This is a genomic window from Tanticharoenia sakaeratensis NBRC 103193 (assembly GCF_000963885.1).
GTDB lineage: Bacteria > Pseudomonadota > Alphaproteobacteria > Acetobacterales > Acetobacteraceae > Tanticharoenia > Tanticharoenia sakaeratensis.
Map to the genome: position 1 here is coordinate 1 of NZ_BALE01000017.1, position 17,229 is coordinate 17,229.

Sequence of the window (17,229 nt, forward strand, 5' to 3'; positions counted from 1 at the left end):
CCTGCGCCCGCGCCCCAGCCCGCTGCCCCCGCCGATCCGCTGGCGGCCGGTCGGGCCGCGCTGATGCAGCGCGACTATGCGGGCGCCGAGCGGAACGGACGCGCAGCGCTGGCGGCAGCGAAGACGACGCCCGCCAAGGTGGATGCGCAGTATCTCGTGGCGCAGTCGCTTGCCGGCCAGCGTCAGTATCGTCAGTCCGCCGTGGCGTATTACGATGCCTACTCCAAGGCCCCGCATGCCCCGCGCGCGCAGGACGCGCTGCTCGGGGTTGCGGCAAGCATGCTGGCAATGGGCGACAAGCATTCTGCCTGTCAGGCGCTGGACAAGCTTCATGCGGAATTCCCGACGCCGCAACCACGGGTCCGCAGCGCCGCGCAGGCGTTCGCATCCCGCGCGTCCTGCCACTGATCGGGACGCCGACATCTTTTACCGACGCGGAATTCGCGCGTCTCATGGCGGCGGTCGGGCCCTGGGTGCCCGATCGCCCTCATCTGCCGGTTGCAATGGCGGTCTCCGGTGGGGCTGACAGTCTGTGTCTGGCCATCCTCGCTCGGCGCTGGCGGCGCGCCGTCATCGCGTTCGTTGTCGATCACGGGCTGCGGGAGACGTCGCGCACCGAGGCCGACCTCACATGTGCGCGTCTCGCAGCACACGACATTCGTGCTGTTCGGCTCGATATATACGGCCTTTCCTCCGGCGCCGGGCTTCAGGCGCGTGCGCGAAAGGCCCGGTACGACGTGCTCACCCAAGCCTGCGTCAGCCACGGTTGCATAGACCTGCTGCTCGGACATCACGCACGCGATCAGGCAGAGACGGTGCTGATCCGAAAGCGCGCAAAAAGCGGACCGGATGGTCTGGCAGGGATGGCGGTGGTGGCCGAACTGGCTTCGCTCCGCCTTGTGCGGCCGCTTCTTGGAGTTGCACCCGAACGGCTCAGGGCCCGGCTGGTGCAGGATGGAATCGAGTGGGTTGAAGACGCTTCGAACGCGAACCGCAAATTCGAGCGTGTCCGGATCAGGCAGCGTCTGACGCCTGCTCGGGTCCAGCGCGTCTGTTCCATCGCGTCCCGACAGGGACATCTTCGAATGAAACAGGCGGCAGACACCACGCAGGAGCTTGCGAACCACGTCACGGCGCACCCGGCCGGCTGGGTGCTTCTCCCTGCCACGGGCGTGTCGGCGGTCGGCTACAGTTCATTGATTCAGGCGATGACGGGGGCCAGTCATCGCATCAGCTCTGTGAGGATCGCAGACCTCATCAGGGAAGACGGGCGTCCGTTCACGATTGGAGGGGCTCGTATCGTCTCGGCAGGGCGATATTCCGCTGGCTGGATTATGCAGCCGGAACAGAGAGTTGATGCTGCCTTCCGCCCGGCTGCCGGGCGTATGTCGGCGGCGGACACGAAATTTCTGCCGGCCACGATCCGCGCCGTGCTTCCGACGTTCCGTGATTGCGGATTCGAAATTGCGGCATGCCGCGCTGCGACGGATGAATCGCTCTGGGGCTAGGAAAGGCGTGTCTTTGCCCTATGTTAACACTCACCGACTATTTTTGGCCTGATTGGGCCGAGCATGCGGTTCGTGCACTCCGGGTTATGGAACGATTGCCGATATGAACAACTTTGGCCGCAATCTGGCGCTGTGGGTGATAATCATCGTCCTGCTGCTGCTGCTGTTCAACGTGTTCCAGCCAGGCGGCAGCCAGCATGCGTCGCAACAACTGGCCTATTCCGATTTCGTCAGCGATGTGGATCACGGAAGCGTCCGCTCCGTCGTGATCCAGAACCAGAACATCTCCGGCACACTCAAGGACGGCACGTCCTTCGAGACTTATGCGCCGTTCGATCCTGGTCTCGTCTCGCATCTGACGGCGAAGGACGTCGAGGTCACGGCGAAGCCTCTGGATCCGGACGGCAGCCCGCTGCTGCGTTATGTCCTGAACTATCTGCCGATCCTGATGATGTTCGGCGTGGGTTTCCTGATCTTCCGCCAGATGCAGTCCGGCAGCGGACGTGCCATGGGTTTCGGCAAGTCGCGCGCGCGTCTTCTGACCGAGAAGCAGGGGCGTGTGACGTTCGAAGACGTTGCCGGCATCGATGAAGCGAAGGGTGAGCTTCAGGAAATCGTCGAATTCCTGAAGGACCCCCAGAAGTTTACCCGGCTCGGCGGCAAGATCCCGAAGGGCGCGCTGCTAGTCGGCCCTCCGGGCACCGGCAAGACGCTGCTCGCCCGTGCGATCGCCGGTGAGGCGAACGTGCCTTTCTTCACTATCTCGGGCTCGGACTTTGTCGAGATGTTCGTCGGTGTGGGTGCCTCGCGTGTCCGCGACATGTTCGAGCAGGGCAAGAAGTCGGCGCCATGCATCATCTTCATCGACGAAATCGATGCGGTTGGCCGTCATCGTGGCGCCGGTCTTGGCGGCGGCAATGACGAGCGCGAGCAGACCCTGAACCAGATGCTTGTCGAGATGGACGGATTCGAAAGCAATGAGGGTGTTATCCTGATTGCTGCAACCAACCGTCCCGACGTGCTGGATCCAGCGCTTTTGCGCCCCGGCCGTTTTGACCGGCAGGTCGTTGTCCCGAATCCGGATGTCTCGGGTCGCGAGCGCATCCTTCGCGTTCACATGCGCAAGGTGCCGCTTGCATCGGATGTCGACCCCAAGGTGATTGCACGCGGCACGCCTGGCTTCTCCGGCGCGGATCTCGCCAACCTGGTTAATGAAGCGGCGTTGCTGGCGGCCCGGCTGGGCAAGCGCACCGTTGCCATGCTCGAGTTCGAGAACGCCAAGGACAAGGTCCTGATGGGTGCCGAGCGTCGTTCGCTGGTCATGAGCGACGATGAAAAGCGGATGACGGCCTATCATGAAGGCGGTCATGCCCTTTGCGCCATCCTGACGCCGCTTTGCGATCCGGTGCACAAGGCGACCATCATACCGCGTGGCCGTGCGCTGGGCCTGGTCATGAGCCTGCCCGAAGGCGATCGCTATTCGAAGAGCAAGGCCAAGTGCCTTGCCGAACTGATATTGGCGATGGGCGGCCGTGCGGCTGAAGAGATCATCTTCGGCGCGGACAATGTGTGCACAGGCGCCTCGGCGGATATCAAGGCGGCGACCGATCAGGCGCGTCGCATGATCACCGAATGGGGCATGAGCGAGAAGCTCGGCATGATTGCTTATGGCGATAATGGCCAGGAGGTGTTCCTTGGACATTCGGTCACGCAGAACAAGAACGTGTCCGAGCAGACGGCCAGAGAGATCGACGCCGAAATCAAGGCCCTGATCGACAACGCGTATCGAACCGCTCATGCGCTGTTGCTGTCCCATATCGATGATCTTCATCGTCTGGCGAATGCGCTGCTCGAGTATGAGACTTTGTCGGGTGATGAGATCCGTCGCGTTCTGCGCGGTGAAAAGATCGAGCGGATCGTGGTTGACGACCTGGCTCCGGACAGCCGACGTGCATCGGTTCCAGCCACGCCGCCTCGCCCGTCGGGTGGTGCAGGCACAGGAGATTTCGGACCGGCTCCTGCGCCGGGCTGATGCGAGGGAGGCTTCGGCCTCCCTTTTTTGTTGAGCGATGGGCGCAAGCATAAATCGCATGGGCTGGGCATTGGATCAGCGGCGTCCGCGCGATACACCTGCGCCAGGGTTTTCGTCGAAAGGACGGTATGATGGGCGGCAGGCGCGCGTTGTTCGGGACAGATGGTATTCGCGGCACTGCCAATACCGCACCGATGACAGTCGAAATCGCGCAGAAGCTCGGTCAGGCAGGCGGCCTGCGTTTCACGCGCGGCTCCTACCGTCACCGTGTGATCATCGGCAAGGACACCAGGCTGTCCGGTTACATGATCGAATCCGCGTTGGTCTCGGGATTTCTGTCGGCAGGAATGGACGTGACCCTGGTCGGTCCTCTGCCGACACCGGCGATTGCAATGCTCACGCGGTCGCTCCGGGCGGATCTGGGTGTCATGATTTCGGCATCCCACAATCCGTTTGGCGACAACGGCATCAAGCTGTTCGGGCCGGACGGGTTCAAGCTCTCGGATGACGTGGAATGCGAGATCGAAGCGCTCATGGCGCAGGATCTGACGGCTCAGCTCGCTGAACCTTCCGCGATTGGACGTGCCTCACGCCTCAATGATGCGGCTGGACGCTATATCGAGAATGCCAAGGCCTCGTTTCCACGCGGGCGCCGTCTCGACGGTCTGAAAATCGTCATCGATTGCGCCAACGGGTCCGCCTATCGGGTGGCGCCTACAGCATTGTGGGAACTGGGCGCGGAGGTCATCCGCATCGGGTGCACGCCTGATGGCGTGAACATCAATGCCGATGTCGGCTCGACCCATCCCGAAGCGCTGTGTGCAGCCGTAAGAGAGCATAACGCGGATTTCGGTATTGCACTCGATGGCGATGCCGATCGCGTCGTGCTTGCTGACGAGACTGGCAGACTGATTGACGGTGACCAGATTCTCGGGCTGATTGCCCGTTCGTGGGCAGCGCGCGGCGCGCTGCGGACGAGGGACGTTGTGGCGACTGTCATGACGAATATCGGTCTGGAGCGAAACCTTGCCGAGCAGGGCCTGACGCTTCATCGGACGGCAGTCGGCGATCGCTATGTCGTCGAGCGCATGCGCGAACTGGGGGCCAATGTCGGTGGCGAACAGTCAGGGCACATGGTCCTGTCCGATTACGCTACGACCGGTGACGGCCTGCTGGCGGCCTTGCAGGTGCTGGCGGTGTGTGTCGAGGAGAATGCACCCGCGAGCCGGATCTGCCGGATCTTCGAGCCTTTCCCCCAGACGCTGCGTAATGTGCGTTACACGGGGCAGAATCCACTGAAATCGCCGCGCCTCGATCAGGCACGTGCATGGGCCGCAGAGAAACTGGGCGACCATGGACGCCTCGTCCTTCGTGCCAGCGGCACCGAACCTTTGATCCGGGTGATGGTGGAAGCCGATCAGCCGGATCTGGTTGAGGAAGTCGTCAGCGAGATCTGCTCTGTTGTCGAGGCCGTGGGGCGCGCGGCATGAAGGGGCGTATCCTGTCGATTGCCGGGAGTGACTCCGGCGGCGGTGCAGGGATCCAGGCCGACATCAAGGCCATTACGGCGCTCGGTGGCTATGCGATGACTGCCGTCACCGCTCTGACCGCGCAGAACACGCATGGCGTGCACGGCGTGGAGGTCACGCATCCGGATTTCGTGGCGTTGCAGATCCGCACCGCGTGTGACGATTTCGGTGTCGATGCAATCAAGACAGGCATGCTGGTCGACGAGGCGATCGTGGACAGAGTCGCCGATACGATCGAGGGATATTCCGGCGTTCCGCTCGTCGTGGACCCCGTCATGGTCGCGAAAGGCGGCGCGAAGCTTCTGGCGCCGGGCGCAATCGCGGCCCTGTTCGGTCGTCTGATACCGATGGCAACCGTGCTGACCCCCAATATTCCCGAGGCCGAGCTTCTGCTGGGGCGAACGATCCGATCGGTCGATGACATGATTGCTGGCGCTCATGCCCTTCGAGAGCGTGGCGCCAACGCGGTGGTGCTCAAGGGCGGCCACCTCGAATCTGACATGATCACGGACGTGCTGCTCGATGCTGATGGCGTGAAGACATACCCCGCGCCCCGCATCGCTACCCGCCATACCCATGGCACCGGCTGCACACTGGCCAGTGCCATCGCAACGGGGCTCGCGCAGGGACTTGATCTCGATGCGTCCCTGCGGCGTGCACGCTCCTATCTGCGGGCAGCGATTGAAGGGGCCCCGGGTTACGGAACCCTGGCAGGGCCGGTGGACCACGCCGCCGGCATCGATCCGAACCGCTTCGCCTAGGGCGCGTCAGGCAGCGACGGTTTCGGACCTCGTTACTGCTGCGGCTGCCGGCATGACAGGCGCGCCCTCCGCAACATCACGAAGGACATAGCCACGGCCCCATACGGTGCTGATGAGGTGTCCGGCGCCTTTGGCCTGAAGCTTGCGCCGAAGCTTGCAGATGAAGACGTCGATGATCTTCATCTCCGGCTCGTCGATTCCGCCATAGAGGTGGTTCAGGAAGGCGTCCTTGGTCAGGACAATGCCTTTGCGCAGCACGAGAAGTTCAAGGATCGCATACTCCTTGCCTGTCAGGTGAACGGAATTTCCGTCGATCATCACGACCTTGCCGTTCAGATCCAGTTCCAGGTTGCCGACACGGATGTTCGGTTCGCTGAACCCGCGCGACCGACGCAGGACCGCGTTGATGCGCGCCACCAGTTCCGCACCGTCAAACGGTTTGGTCATGTAATCGTCCGCTCCGACAGAGAAGGCCCGCACCTTCGCCTGGGGGCGTGTGAGGCTGGACAGCACCAGCATCGGGACATCGCTCCGCGCCAGCCTGGCCCGGCGGATGACCTCGTATCCTTCGATGTCGGACAGCAGAACTTCCAGAAGCACGACATCGTAATCATAGTGGCGGAGCATCTCGAGCGCGTCCTCTCCCGAGGGCGTCTGGTCAATTGTAAAACCTGCGTTGCGCAGCATGGAGCTGAGGGCGATCGCGGCAAAGGCATCGTTTTCAACGAGAAGGATACGCACGAGGTCAGCTCCAAGGTTGTTGACCATTGGTTACTACCTAAGGTTGTAAACGTCCAGTGCAAAAATATCGTTAAGCGAATCTTTTCGTATCCGGAGCGATCGTGTTGGCAGCCTGTTAACCTCTTCAGCGTAACGTAAGTCTATGAAGCGCGACGGAATTCGTGAAAAATACCGCCTTAACGAAGGGATATCTGCGGAGATCGCGACAATGTCGGCGACGCAGGCGACCGGGCAGGTGGTCTGCGTCTCAGGGTTGTGTGTCACGATCCGCGGAATTGCCTCGCTTCTGGTCATAGGCGATCGGGTCACACTCTGTCCCCTCGGTCATCAGGATGTGCTCGCGGAGGTTGTGGGGTTCAGTCATGACGGCGCGCGTCTGATGGTTTTTGGTGCCGTTGACGGCATCGGTCCGGGCACGCCTGCTACCTTACGTACGGTGACCGGTCGTGACCGGTCGGGGCTTGCCGTTCACGAGGGCTGGCTTGGCCGGGTCATTGATCCGTTGGGACGACCGCTGGATGCCGCGGGCCCCATTGTGCCCGGTCCGAACATGCAACCGCTCAGGCCCTCGCCGCCCGGTCCGATCGAACGGGCAAGACTCGGCCCCCGCATGGATCTGGGGGTTCGTGTTCTCGACGTGTTTACGACATGCCGTGTGGGCCAGCGGCTCGGTCTCTTCGCGGGCTCGGGTGTCGGTAAGTCGTCCCTGATGTCCATGCTTGCGCGACAGGCGAAATGCGACGTTGCCGTCATTGCGCTGGTTGGCGAACGAGGCCGGGAGGTCCGTGAATTCATAGAGGATGATCTTGGTCCCGAAGGGATGGCGCGCAGCGTGGTCGTCGTCGCAACCTCCGATTCCCCACCGCTGATGCGACGGGAGGCTGCCTATGCCGCGTTGTCCGTCGCCGAGTATTTCCGGGACCAGGACAAGTCCGTCCTGCTTCTCATGGACAGCGTGACGCGGTTCTGCCTTGCATTGCGCGAGATCGGACTGTCGTCAGGAGAACCACCGGCGACGAAAGGTTACCCGCCGTCGGTCTTCGCGGAACTGCCGCGTCTGCTCGAGCGGGCAGGCCCGGGACGGCGCGACGGGAACGGCAATGCCGGTCATATCACCGCGCTGTTCACGGTCCTCGTTGAGGGCGGGGACCACGACGAGCCTGTGGCAGACGCCGTGCGCGGTATTCTGGACGGCCACGTGGTCATGGACCGTCGTATCGGCGAGGAAGGCCGCTACCCCGCAGTCGATGTTCTGAAGTCTCTCTCCCGCACTGTGCCGGGATGCCTGTCCGCGGAGGAAGCCTCGCTGACACGTCTGGCGCGCCAATGTCTCGCAACGCACGAGAACATGGCCGACATGATACGGCTGGGTGCCTACAAGCCCGGAACCGACCCTGCGGTCGACGAAGCAGTGCGGGTTTATCCGGCCCTGAATGCAATGTTGTCCCAGGGCAAGCATGAGACCTCGACGATCGAGAGCGGCTTTGGGGCCCTGCAGGATGCCCTGTCGGACAACGCCGGTGCCCTTGCCGCATAAGTCGGGCGAAATTCCGAAATGGTGAGAAACCGTATTGATAATTCAGGAGTGTGCTGTCATGCCTACGCGACCTCTCGATAGCCTGTTGCGTCTGCGCAGACAGGAGAAGGCGGAAGCGGAACGCCATTTCGCCAACGTGCTGTCACTCGAAGTCTCGGCAACGGCCTGTGTTGCGGACGCTGAGGAAGCGTTGTTGTTCGAACAGCGCAAGGCGGCCGATCCGGGTTGCGACGATGCCGTCGTGGAAAGCTTTGCCCGTTGGCTGCCCCGTGGACGGGAAGTTCTGCTGCGTGCGCGCGAACGCGAGCGCGAGGCCTCGCTGGATACCGCCTTTGCGCGCTCGGCAGTCGCGATGGCGCAGGCATCCGTCAAGGCGGTCGAGACCATTATCGCCGAGCGGCAACGCAGCGCGGACATGATCCGCGCGCGCCACGAACAGCAGCGTCTGGACGATCTGTGGCCGGCCAACAGCGCCTTGTGAGTCAGACGGCCGCGCGCAGCAGCGTTCGTATATTGTCTTCCGTTCCCACAAGCGCACAGACGACGGGATGGGACCGGTCTCGGACGAGAGCCACGATGACCGTGCCGTCGTCGGCGAACAGGTCGCTCGGGCAGGTGAAGGTAGGAGGCGTTTGCCCGGTCTCGCTGGCGGCGGCTGCCAGATGTGCCATCAACCGCTGCGTCGCCTTTTCAAGACCGGTCACCACGCCCTGAACGCTGTCGGGATGGGTAGATGCGAACCGGTCCAGCAGCAGTTCCCAGTCTCCGGCGGTAATGAACGCGGGAAGGGCACCTGGTGCTGTTTCGCGCTCGGCACGCAGGATATGGCCATCGTTGGCCAGCGCCACGATGTCGAGATCCGGGAACTGGAAGGGATCGATTCTAACGGTGGTCATGATGGAAAAGCCGTCATGGCAATGGGCCTTATTCCTGTCCGCCCGGGGTTGCCTGCATTTGGCCCGGCGGAGCGCCGATCGCCTGAATCAGCGCCTGCACCTGATCGGGATGAGCATGAAACAGAGCCAGATTGGCGGGGTTGGGCGCGGGCATGCCTGGCGGCGGAGCGCGGCCCTGATCGGTTGCGAGTGTCATGCCGAACGCCGTCATGCCCAACACAAATGAGCGTGCATCGAAGCCGTTCGCACGCAGAATAGGCACGAGACCGGGGATTGCCTCGATCTGGGCGATCGTCTGTTCGAGGCTCATGCCCGTCGAATTGGGCGGCTGGAGACCGGATGAGTGCAAGGCGTTGAGGGTCGCGGCTGCACGCGGCAGAAAGTCGCCTGGCAGGCGATAGGTCATGCCCATCGTGATGTCCCGGCGCATCTGCGGCGTCATGGCGGGAGCCGATTGTGACGGGGCCGGTTGTTGCGGCATGGCCCCGGATCCCTGCACGCCGTCAACCGCTGTTGAGCTGCCCTGCTCACCGTACTGGCCGCCGTAGAAGCCGCCTTGCGGGGCAGGAGGAATGTCCTGCGCCGTTGCGACCAACGGTGCGGCAAGCATCGGCGCGGCTGTCAGGGCCGCAAGCAGTATTGCGCGCATCATGCGATGGCCCATTCGCCGCGGCGCATCAGCGGCGTGCGGCTGCCGTCCGGTGCAATGCCGTCCACATCGATCTCGGCCGAGCCGATCATCCAGTCGATATGGATCAGGCTGTCATTGGCGCCGCGCTCGGCGAGGGCGGCGGCGTCGAGGCCGTCGGTGTCGCGCAGGCACTTCGTATAAGCCTGCCCCAACGCAATGTGGCTTGCGGCATTTTCGTCGAAGAGCGTGTTGCGGAACAGCACGCCGGTCTGGGAAATCGGGGAGGAATGCGGCACGAGCGCCACCTCGCCCAGACGGGCTGCACCTTCGTCAGTCTCGAGAATACGCTTGAGCACGGCTTCACCGCTGCTGGCGCTTGCTTCCACGATCCGGCCGCCCTCGAACATCACGGCGATGTCGTCGATCAGTGTGCCCTGATGGAACAAGGGCTTGGTGCTGCGCACGCGGCCCGAGACACGGGCGCGATGAGGCGTGGTGAAGACTTCCTCGGTCGGGATGTTCGGGTTGCAGGTAATGCCATTTCCGGCAGCTTCCGACCCGCCTGCCCAGACGTGGCCATCTGCCAGTCCGACCACGAGATCGGTGCCGGGGCCCGTGAAATGCAGGCTCTCGAACTGTCGTTCGTTCAGATAGGCGGCGCGCGCGTGCAGGCGCGCATTATGTGCGGCCCAGTCGGCAACCGGATCGGCCACGTCGACGCGGGACGCATGGAAAATGGCGTCCCACAGCTTGGCGACGGCTGCAGTTTCATCGAGATCCGGGAAAACCTGCCGTGCCCACGCAGGCGTCGCGCAGGCCACGATGTTCCAGTTCACGGCGAAGCTCGTGATCAGTTCCATCGCCGGACGATTGACCTTCGAAGCCGCACGGCTGGCGCGCGCGACCCGTTCCGGATCCTGGCCCGCGAGCAGCGTCGGATCGGCACCCGTGATCGCCATGCGCGCAGCACCGCTCCGGAAGGCGGCCGCCATCCCTTCGGCGAGCCAGCCGGCCGCGGTGTCGAAAGCCGCATCTGGCGCGTGCTGGAAGCGCATCAGGGTCGTCGCGTCGTCCGAATAGAACGTCGTTACCAGAGAAGCGCCGGCCTTGTAGGCGTGTTCCGTGATGCACCGGACGAGCGGCACGGCGGCGAGGGGGGCCGTGATGACGAGTTCCTGGCCTTCCGCAAGGTTGAGGCCCGTCCGGACAGCGACTTCGCCGAGCTTGTCGAGCAGTACCGGATCGACCGGGTCCGCAATCTGCATGTCGGAATTTCCGGGCATGGGTCATCTCCTTCAAAACAATGGACAGGATCGTGGGACGTTGCCCGGTGGCGCGCAAGATGGAACACCTGCCTGCACGGGAGGTTCGCATCCGTGGCAGGGGCAGCGACGTCAAAAGAGTGCGGCCAAGAGGCCCGAATTGGAGCATATCTTGCCGGCGGATCGGGGCACGCGCTTTGACGGAAGGATATTCTGATGCTCGGAGATGCCTTGGAAGGGCGCGATGGATGACGCCGATACCCTGATCGTCCGCCGACTGCGTGCAGATGACGCCCACGCCGTGATCACAGCCGCAGTAGCGTCGCGCGCATCGCTCGGTCTCTGGGCGCGGCCGCCTGAAGACTTTGATGCATTTCGGCAATGGTTTGCGGCGCAGGACGGGCCGCGTGCGTGCCCGATGATCGCGACGCTTGGCGATGGCACGGTCGTCGGCTGCATCACGATCAGCGAAATCGTGCGTGGAAGCTTCGAGAGCGCCTATCTCGGCTATTGGGGACATACGCCTGCGCTCGGCCGTGGACTGATGACCAGAGCAGTGTCCCACGTGCTGGCTGAGGCCTTCGGGCCGATGGGTCTGCATAGGCTGGAAGCCAACATTCAGCCTGAAAACCTGCGGTCGATCGCTCTGGTGCGCAGAGTCGGATTCGTGCGCGAAGGCTACTCGGCGCGTTATCTCAGGGTCGATGGTGTCTGGCGGGACCATGAACGCTGGGCGATTCTGAGCGATATGCCTCGACGATGACACGATCTGGAAGGAAACGGGTCGTGGACAATGGCGAAACCCGGAGGGCCCGGAAGAACGGCATGATCACCTCGCTGATGACTCCGGGGCTGCACACATTCTCTGATGACGGTCAGGTCGCACAGACCGCGTATTCCGCGGCTGTCGTCATGCCGAGCGTCCTGCGGCCGAGCATCGGTCACGCCCTGCAGTCGGTTTTCCGACAACGCGACACGGGTCCTGTTCATATCCTGATCGGTGTGGATTGCAGCGCAGCTTCGGCCGATGCGCTGGACACGATCCGCGCGGCCTGCGCGTTGCGACCGTCGGGATGGGTCGTGCAGGTATTGTGGCCGGGTTATTCGACGTCGGAGCGGCACGGTGGCCTGGGTCGGGCCTGCGACGGGGGTGTCCTGCGCTGTGTGCTGTCCCATCTCGCCAATGCCGCGCACGTTGCCTACCTCGATGACGATAACTGGTGGGACCCGCGCCATCTCGCCAGTCTGCTTACCGCCTGCGAAGGGCACGACTGAGCATTTTCAGGGCGCTGGTTCGTCCATCCGACGACGATGCGGCCCGCTGCAGTGGATGTCTGGGAATCGGTCGGCGAGGGAGGGATGTTCGCTCAGAAATTCGGGGGCTTCGTCGATCCGAATTGCCTGATGATCGACAAGCGCCGCTGTGAGGCGGCCCTGGCATGCTGGAACATGCCGCTCGACAACGACGCGACACAGATGACGGCCGATCGTCGCGTCTATGCGCAGCTTCGAACCCAGCCGGGACGCGGCACGAATCTCGCAACTTCGTATTACGTCGCAGGGGCGTCCGACATTCTGGCGCCCGTGCGCGCCGAACTCATGGGAGAGGCCTGGACCCGGGCCGGGGCGCTGGCCGGATAGGCCAGCGCGATCGCCGGTTCAGAATTCGCGACGGGGACGGCGCGGGCCCTGGGGGCGCGGCTGGCGGGTTGCGGCTTCCGCCGCACGCGCCTCGTCCTTGCGCGCAGCCGTGCGGAGTTCCTGCTCGAGCGTCACGATTCGGTTGCGGATGCTCTCACGCAGCGATGGCGACGTGTGAGACTTCATGGACGCGAGCGTTTCCTTGAGGTCGCGAAGCTGCTTCTGCTTCTCCGCCGTATTGCGGCGGATGGGCTGGTTGTCGGAGAACTGGCCGTGATAGGCGCGCATGGGCGAAATCCATTCTTCGGGTACATGACAAGACGGCGCCCCCTGCGCGTCGTGGGGGCGCCGTCTGAACATCCATCAGGATAAGGGCAAAACTTTGCCTCGCAAGCCCGATGCTACAGGTCCTGACCGCCGCTCGGGTCTGCATTGTAACCGGCGGGATGCTCGATCGGAAAACGGATGAGCTGGTAGGGCGGCACGCGCATGTCATGCTTGTCGTTGAACGACGCCAGCCGGTTCCACTGGCCCAGCGTGCAGTAGATGTAGTCGTCCGTTGCACAGATTCCGTCCGGCGAGAGGATGCGCGGATCGCGCACCATCAGTTCGAAACTGCCGTCCGGATCGCGGCGCAGGATGCAGTCGTGCTCGTAGTTGGTGGTGTAGAGCCGCCCGTGCCGATCGAAGCACAGTCCGTCCGCCGTGCCTTTCTCGCCTTCATACCTGACTGCCTCGGCCAGCTTCTCTTCCGGAGTGTCCTGATCAGCGAGCAGATCGACCGGCAGCGAGTAGAGTTTGCGGCTGGTCAGCGGCGCATAGAACAGACGCGTCTCATCCGGGGTGATGGCGATGCCGTCGATGCCGCCCGACACCATCTGCGGGTGATGCGGGATGTAACGGCGCGGGACGCCCTCGATGATGGCCATGAAGCCCTCTTCCGGAAGGGCGGACGGATGCGTCGTCAGCACCCGTCGCTGACGGCCGGTCGCAACGTCGACGATCACGAGGCCGGGTTGCGTCCCGAAGGACGAATCGGTGACGAAGACCGTGCCCTGCGCGCCATGCTTCAACGTGACGCGAAGATCGTTCATGTGGCTGTCCGGCAGCATCACCGGCGTTTTCAGAACGATCTTGTGGACGATCTGGTCCGTCTTCGGATCAATGCAGATGATTTTCGCAGCACCGGCGGGGATGGAATGGCCGGCGAGCTTGCCGTCATCGATCGCCCAGAGCCGGCCTTGCGAATCGCGCGTCATGCCGTGGATCGACATCAGGCGATCGGCCGGCGCACGCCCGGACGGCATGCTGAGATCGGCGCTGGGATAGGGGACGACCTTGCCGCCCTTCAGCTCGCCGAGCGTTGCGCCGGGATGATTGACCGCATGGCGGGGGAAACCCACGAACGTGCGGCCATCCGGCATGACGACGATGCCCGAGGGACCGGGACCGAAGAACTGCGCGACGACTTCGAACGGGCCGCTGGGCTCGGTGCCGTTGTCGGCGTTGCCTTCAGCCCGGGCCGGGGTCACGCCGCCGCCCCCCAGGGCGGCACCGAGAGCGGCAGTTGTGGCGAGCGGTGTGGCGTGAAGGAACGCGCGTCGTTTCAAGGCCGGACCTCATCGTGCAGGAGCATCGCGTGTCAAACTGCGACAACCGGGTGCGGGATCGCAACACTCACCGGATCGTGAGGAAGCCTACCGTCCGAGTATCGTGCGCAGTGTCGTCAACAGACGGTCGCACTCCGCATCGGTTCCAACCGTGATCCGCAGGAAATCCGCGATGCGCGGATGACGCAGATGCCGCACGATGATCGCCTGTTCGCGCAGTGCGGCGGCGAGATCGGCGGCCGGGCGATCGGGATGGTGCGTCAGGATGAAGTTCGTGGCGGACGGCAGCGTCTCGAAGTCAAGTTCCGCAAGGCCCGCGACCAGTTGCTCCCGGCTCGCGATGACCCGCGCCGTCGTCTGCTGCAGCCATGCCTCGTCCTCGATCGCGGCGATGGCGCCGACCTGCGCCAGGCGGTCCAGCGGGTAGGAGTTGAAACTGTCCTTCACGCGGGTCAGACCGTCGATCAGATCCGGATGTCCGATGGCGAACCCGACCCTCAGGCCCGCAAGGGCACGGGACTTGGACAGCGTCTGGACCACGAGAAGATTGTCATGATCACGTACCAGCGGAATCGCCGAGGTGCCGCCGAAATCCACATACGCTTCGTCCACGATCACGGTGCAGTCGGGATGACGGGTGACGAGAGCCCGGATCGCATCGAGGGACAGGGGAATGCCCGTGGGTGCGTTTGGATTGGCAATGACGATCCCTCCGCAGGGCCCGGTGTAGTCGGCAACATCGATGCACAAATCCGGCGTCAGCGGAACCTCGCGCGTCTCGAGGCCGAACAATCCGGCATACACCGGATAGAAGCTGTAACTGACGTCCGGATACAGGACGGGGGCGTCGTCACGGATCAGCGCCCGAAACGCGTGGGCCAGCACCTCGTCCGATCCGTTGCCGACAAACACATGTGCCGGCGAGACATCGTGGTGGCGCCCTATCGTTTCGCGCAGCGCAAGGGCCGTCGGATCGGGATAGAGTCGCAGCGTGTCGCCGGTCTCGGCGCGGATGGCCTCCAGCACACGGGGGCTGGGGCCGTAAGGAAGCTCGTTCGTGTTGAGCTTGATCAGGCCCGACATGCGCGGCTGCTCGCCTGGGACGTAAGGCGAAAGGCCGTGAACGCGGGCATTCCAGAACCGGCTCATGGAAAGAGATCTGCCCGGTCCTGACGGGCAGCCAGGATGCGCGGGCTGGCACCCTCACCGTCAGTTGCGTCCGGATCGGCACCGGCTTCCAGCAGCAGACGTGCCATGTCATCGCGGCCGAACATGATTGCGAACAGCAGCGGCGTGCGACCGACTGTGTTGCGGGCATCGACCGTGGCGCCATGGCTGACAAGCAGGCGTGCCATGGACGGATCCCCCTTGAAGGCGACGCCGGCCAGCGCGGTCGCACCCTTGGCGTCCCTCTGGTCGGGGTCGGCGCCGCGCGTGAGCAGGAGCTCGGCCGCTTCGTGACGGCCGTTATAGGTGGCCACGATCAGGGCGGTGTAGCCGCGGCTGTCCTGCGCGTCGATGGCCATGCCGGCGTCGATGAACTCGGTCAGGAGCGGAAGGTCGCCCTCTCGCGCGGCATCGATGAACAGCGCTGTGATCTGCTCGGGCGTGTAGGTGGGGGTTGGGTCAGGGGGGCTCATGACGCATCCGGGGGTTGCAAGGGGTTCGTGTGCGAAGTCGGCAGCACCGTGACATCGCCGAGGCCAAGGGTAAAGCAACGGCCATGGGGCAGCCCCCTGGCTTCGGCGGCCATCGCGAATCGCACGGGCGGTTCGCCGATCGGTTCGTCGGTCAGGCGGAAAGTCCCGAAATGCATGCCGATTGCATGAACGGCGTCGAGTTCGATGCAGGCTTCGACCGCTTCCTCGGGGTTCATGTGGACACGGCGCATGATCGTCCGTGGCTCGTAGGCGCCGATCGGCAGCAATGCGATGTCCGGAGCGCCGAGCTTTGCGCGGATCGCGGACCAATGGGTGCCGTGACCGCTGTCGCCTGCGAAGAACACGCGAGTGGGCGAGGGCTCGTTCGCGTTTTCCGTCTCGATCATGAATCCGCCCCAGAGCCGCCTGTTGCGATCAAACGGTGTCCGGGCCGATCCGTGACGGGCTGGTGTCACGGTGATGCGCGTGCCGCAAGGCAGGCGTACGTTTTCCCACCAGTCCCGCTCGACCACCTGCGCCAGTCCCGCTTTGCGCAGCAGCGCGCCATTGCCGAGCGGCGTGATTGCGACCGGATCGTCCCGCTGCGCGATGCTCCGCAGGCTCTGCAGGTCCAGATGGTCGTAATGACAGTGGGACACCAGGACGACATCGATGCGCGGCAGTGCCGACAGGGGGCGGCCTGGCGGCACAACGCGTCTGGGCCCCCGGTTGCGAAAGGGAGAGCACCGTTCCGAAAATACCGGATCGGTCAGGATCGTGAGAGGAGGGCGGCCGATTCGACCAATTCTCAACAGGAAGGCGGCATGCCCGAGAAAGGTGATGGCCACTGTCCCTGGGGGCGGAGAGGCCTTCGGGTCACCAGCGGGGGTATGAGTCGGAAGATGATCGGGCCATTTGCCGATCCGGTCGCGCTGCCAGCGCCAGATCGTGCCGAAGCCGTGTGGATGGGGCAGGGGCTCGCCGGAGCGGCGAAAGGAAATCGGATTGAAGAAGCGGCGGCCATCGAAATGATCGGGATTCAGCGGGGGCAACGAAGATCCTTTCGCAGCAAGCCGGACGGAAAATCCGACCGTTCTGTCATATCGTCTAGGGGACGCGGCACCGTCGGGAAAGAGGCGGGGAACCGGCCGCAAACGACGTGTTTCGGCATAGAAACGGACCTGTCGGCCAGTCGAGGAGTCGTGATGTCATTCGGTCTGGCATGTGACGAACGATGAGCGCTTTATGGCGCCGCGATGTCGAGCCGTTGTCCTGGCCGCGTTGCCGCGATCGACGCCTCTTTGTGTCGTGCGTTGCATGTTCCGACGAGCGCTCCGGGGTTGTTCCCCTGTGGGTGCTTGCGGCCCCTGCGAGGGGCATGTGAATGTCGCGCCGAGCGAAAGGCCCGATCTCCCGGCGGTGCGCGCTTAGGCGCCAGCGG

The 17,229-nt window shown here is 63.8% G+C and carries 19 protein-coding genes; 10 read left to right on the forward strand and 9 right to left on the reverse strand.

Annotated elements, in window-relative coordinates:
* The 5 genes from B8446_RS07175 to thiD all read left to right on the forward strand — a co-directional run.
* Positions 1-408: tetratricopeptide repeat protein (locus tag B8446_RS07175; RefSeq protein WP_048848678.1), on the forward strand; the 408-nt coding region annotated here is incomplete at its 5' end.
* Positions 409-452: 44 nt separating this feature from the next.
* Positions 453-1,508 (forward strand): tRNA lysidine(34) synthetase TilS, encoded by a 1,056-nt coding sequence (gene tilS, locus B8446_RS07180; RefSeq protein WP_048848679.1) that lies wholly within the window; start codon positions 453-455, stop codon positions 1,506-1,508.
* 103 nt (positions 1,509-1,611) lie between these two features.
* The gene (gene ftsH, locus B8446_RS07185; protein ID WP_048848680.1) at positions 1,612-3,540 is read left to right on the forward strand and encodes an ATP-dependent zinc metalloprotease FtsH; all 1,929 of its coding nucleotides are present in this window, start codon (positions 1,612-1,614) and stop codon (positions 3,538-3,540) included.
* A gap of 131 nt (positions 3,541-3,671) precedes the next feature.
* Positions 3,672-5,030 carry a phosphoglucosamine mutase gene (gene glmM / locus B8446_RS07190; protein ID WP_048848829.1) on the forward strand — a complete coding sequence of 453 codons (1,359 nt, stop codon included), beginning with the start codon at positions 3,672-3,674 and terminating at the stop codon, positions 5,028-5,030.
* Positions 5,027-5,830 carry a bifunctional hydroxymethylpyrimidine kinase/phosphomethylpyrimidine kinase gene (gene thiD, locus B8446_RS07195; RefSeq protein ID WP_048848681.1) on the forward strand — a complete coding sequence of 268 codons (804 nt, stop codon included), beginning with the start codon at positions 5,027-5,029 and terminating at the stop codon, positions 5,828-5,830. Before glmM ends, thiD begins: the two co-directional genes overlap by 4 nt.
* 6 nt (positions 5,831-5,836) lie before the next feature.
* Here thiD and B8446_RS07200 read toward each other — a convergent pair whose 3' ends face one another.
* On the reverse strand, positions 5,837-6,571 hold the full coding sequence (locus B8446_RS07200) for a response regulator transcription factor (protein ID WP_048848830.1): 735 nt from the start codon (positions 6,569-6,571) through the stop codon (positions 5,837-5,839).
* A 142-nt stretch (positions 6,572-6,713) separates the two neighbouring features.
* Here B8446_RS07200 and B8446_RS07205 point away from each other — a divergent pair, with 142 nt between their 5' ends.
* Positions 6,714-8,108, forward strand: a complete 1,395-nt coding sequence (locus B8446_RS07205; protein WP_048848682.1) for a FliI/YscN family ATPase — start codon at positions 6,714-6,716, stop codon at positions 8,106-8,108.
* A gap of 58 nt (positions 8,109-8,166) precedes the next feature.
* Positions 8,167-8,589 (forward strand): flagellar export protein FliJ, encoded by a 423-nt coding sequence (locus B8446_RS07210; RefSeq protein ID WP_148505891.1) that lies wholly within the window; start codon positions 8,167-8,169, stop codon positions 8,587-8,589.
* Position 8,590: 1 nt separating this feature from the next.
* Here the strand turns inward: B8446_RS07210 and B8446_RS07215 are convergent, their stop codons facing one another.
* The 3 genes from B8446_RS07215 to B8446_RS07225 are packed head-to-tail and all read right to left on the reverse strand — an operon-like array spanning position 8,591 to position 10,918.
* Positions 8,591-9,004: a hypothetical protein gene (locus tag B8446_RS07215; RefSeq protein WP_048848684.1), complete on the reverse strand. Its 414-nt coding sequence runs from the start codon at positions 9,002-9,004 to the stop codon at positions 8,591-8,593.
* A gap of 28 nt (positions 9,005-9,032) precedes the next feature.
* Complete coding sequence (locus tag B8446_RS07220; protein WP_199484065.1) at positions 9,033-9,656, reverse strand: hypothetical protein; 624 nt, start codon at positions 9,654-9,656, stop codon at positions 9,033-9,035.
* Positions 9,653-10,918: an aminopeptidase gene (locus B8446_RS07225; RefSeq protein ID WP_048848685.1), complete on the reverse strand. Its 1,266-nt coding sequence runs from the start codon at positions 10,916-10,918 to the stop codon at positions 9,653-9,655. The genes B8446_RS07220 and B8446_RS07225 overlap by 4 nt, the downstream gene beginning before the upstream one ends.
* Positions 10,919-11,141: 223 nt before the next feature.
* Here B8446_RS07225 and B8446_RS07230 point away from each other — a divergent pair, with 223 nt between their 5' ends.
* From B8446_RS07230 to B8446_RS16575, 3 genes are all read left to right on the forward strand, one after another.
* Positions 11,142-11,660, forward strand: a complete 519-nt coding sequence (locus B8446_RS07230; RefSeq protein ID WP_048848686.1) for a GNAT family N-acetyltransferase — start codon at positions 11,142-11,144, stop codon at positions 11,658-11,660.
* Between the two features lie 62 nt (positions 11,661-11,722).
* Positions 11,723-12,172: a glycosyltransferase family A protein gene (locus B8446_RS16570; protein ID WP_241767683.1), complete on the forward strand. Its 450-nt coding sequence runs from the start codon at positions 11,723-11,725 to the stop codon at positions 12,170-12,172.
* Positions 12,173-12,256: 84 nt separating this feature from the next.
* The gene (locus B8446_RS16575) at positions 12,257-12,538 is read left to right on the forward strand and encodes a hypothetical protein (RefSeq protein ID WP_241767684.1); all 282 of its coding nucleotides are present in this window, start codon (positions 12,257-12,259) and stop codon (positions 12,536-12,538) included.
* An 18-nt stretch (positions 12,539-12,556) separates the two neighbouring features.
* Here B8446_RS16575 and B8446_RS07240 read toward each other — a convergent pair whose 3' ends face one another.
* The 5 genes from B8446_RS07240 to B8446_RS07260 form a co-directional block, all read right to left on the reverse strand.
* Entirely contained in the window at positions 12,557-12,826 is a 270-nt protein-coding gene (locus tag B8446_RS07240) for a hypothetical protein (protein WP_048848687.1), read from the reverse strand.
* 113 nt (positions 12,827-12,939) lie between these two features.
* Positions 12,940-14,148 (reverse strand): SMP-30/gluconolactonase/LRE family protein, encoded by a 1,209-nt coding sequence (locus tag B8446_RS07245; RefSeq protein ID WP_048848688.1) that lies wholly within the window; start codon positions 14,146-14,148, stop codon positions 12,940-12,942.
* Between the two features lie 87 nt (positions 14,149-14,235).
* On the reverse strand, positions 14,236-15,297 hold the full coding sequence (gene hisC, locus B8446_RS07250; protein WP_048848689.1) for a histidinol-phosphate transaminase: 1,062 nt from the start codon (positions 15,295-15,297) through the stop codon (positions 14,236-14,238).
* The gene (locus B8446_RS07255) at positions 15,294-15,788 is read right to left on the reverse strand and encodes an ankyrin repeat domain-containing protein (RefSeq protein WP_048848690.1); all 495 of its coding nucleotides are present in this window, start codon (positions 15,786-15,788) and stop codon (positions 15,294-15,296) included. Before B8446_RS07255 ends, hisC begins: the two co-directional genes overlap by 4 nt.
* Entirely contained in the window at positions 15,785-16,840 is a 1,056-nt protein-coding gene (locus B8446_RS07260) for an MBL fold metallo-hydrolase (protein WP_048848691.1), read from the reverse strand. Before B8446_RS07260 ends, B8446_RS07255 begins: the two co-directional genes overlap by 4 nt.
* Positions 16,841-17,229: the final 389 nt, after the last annotated feature.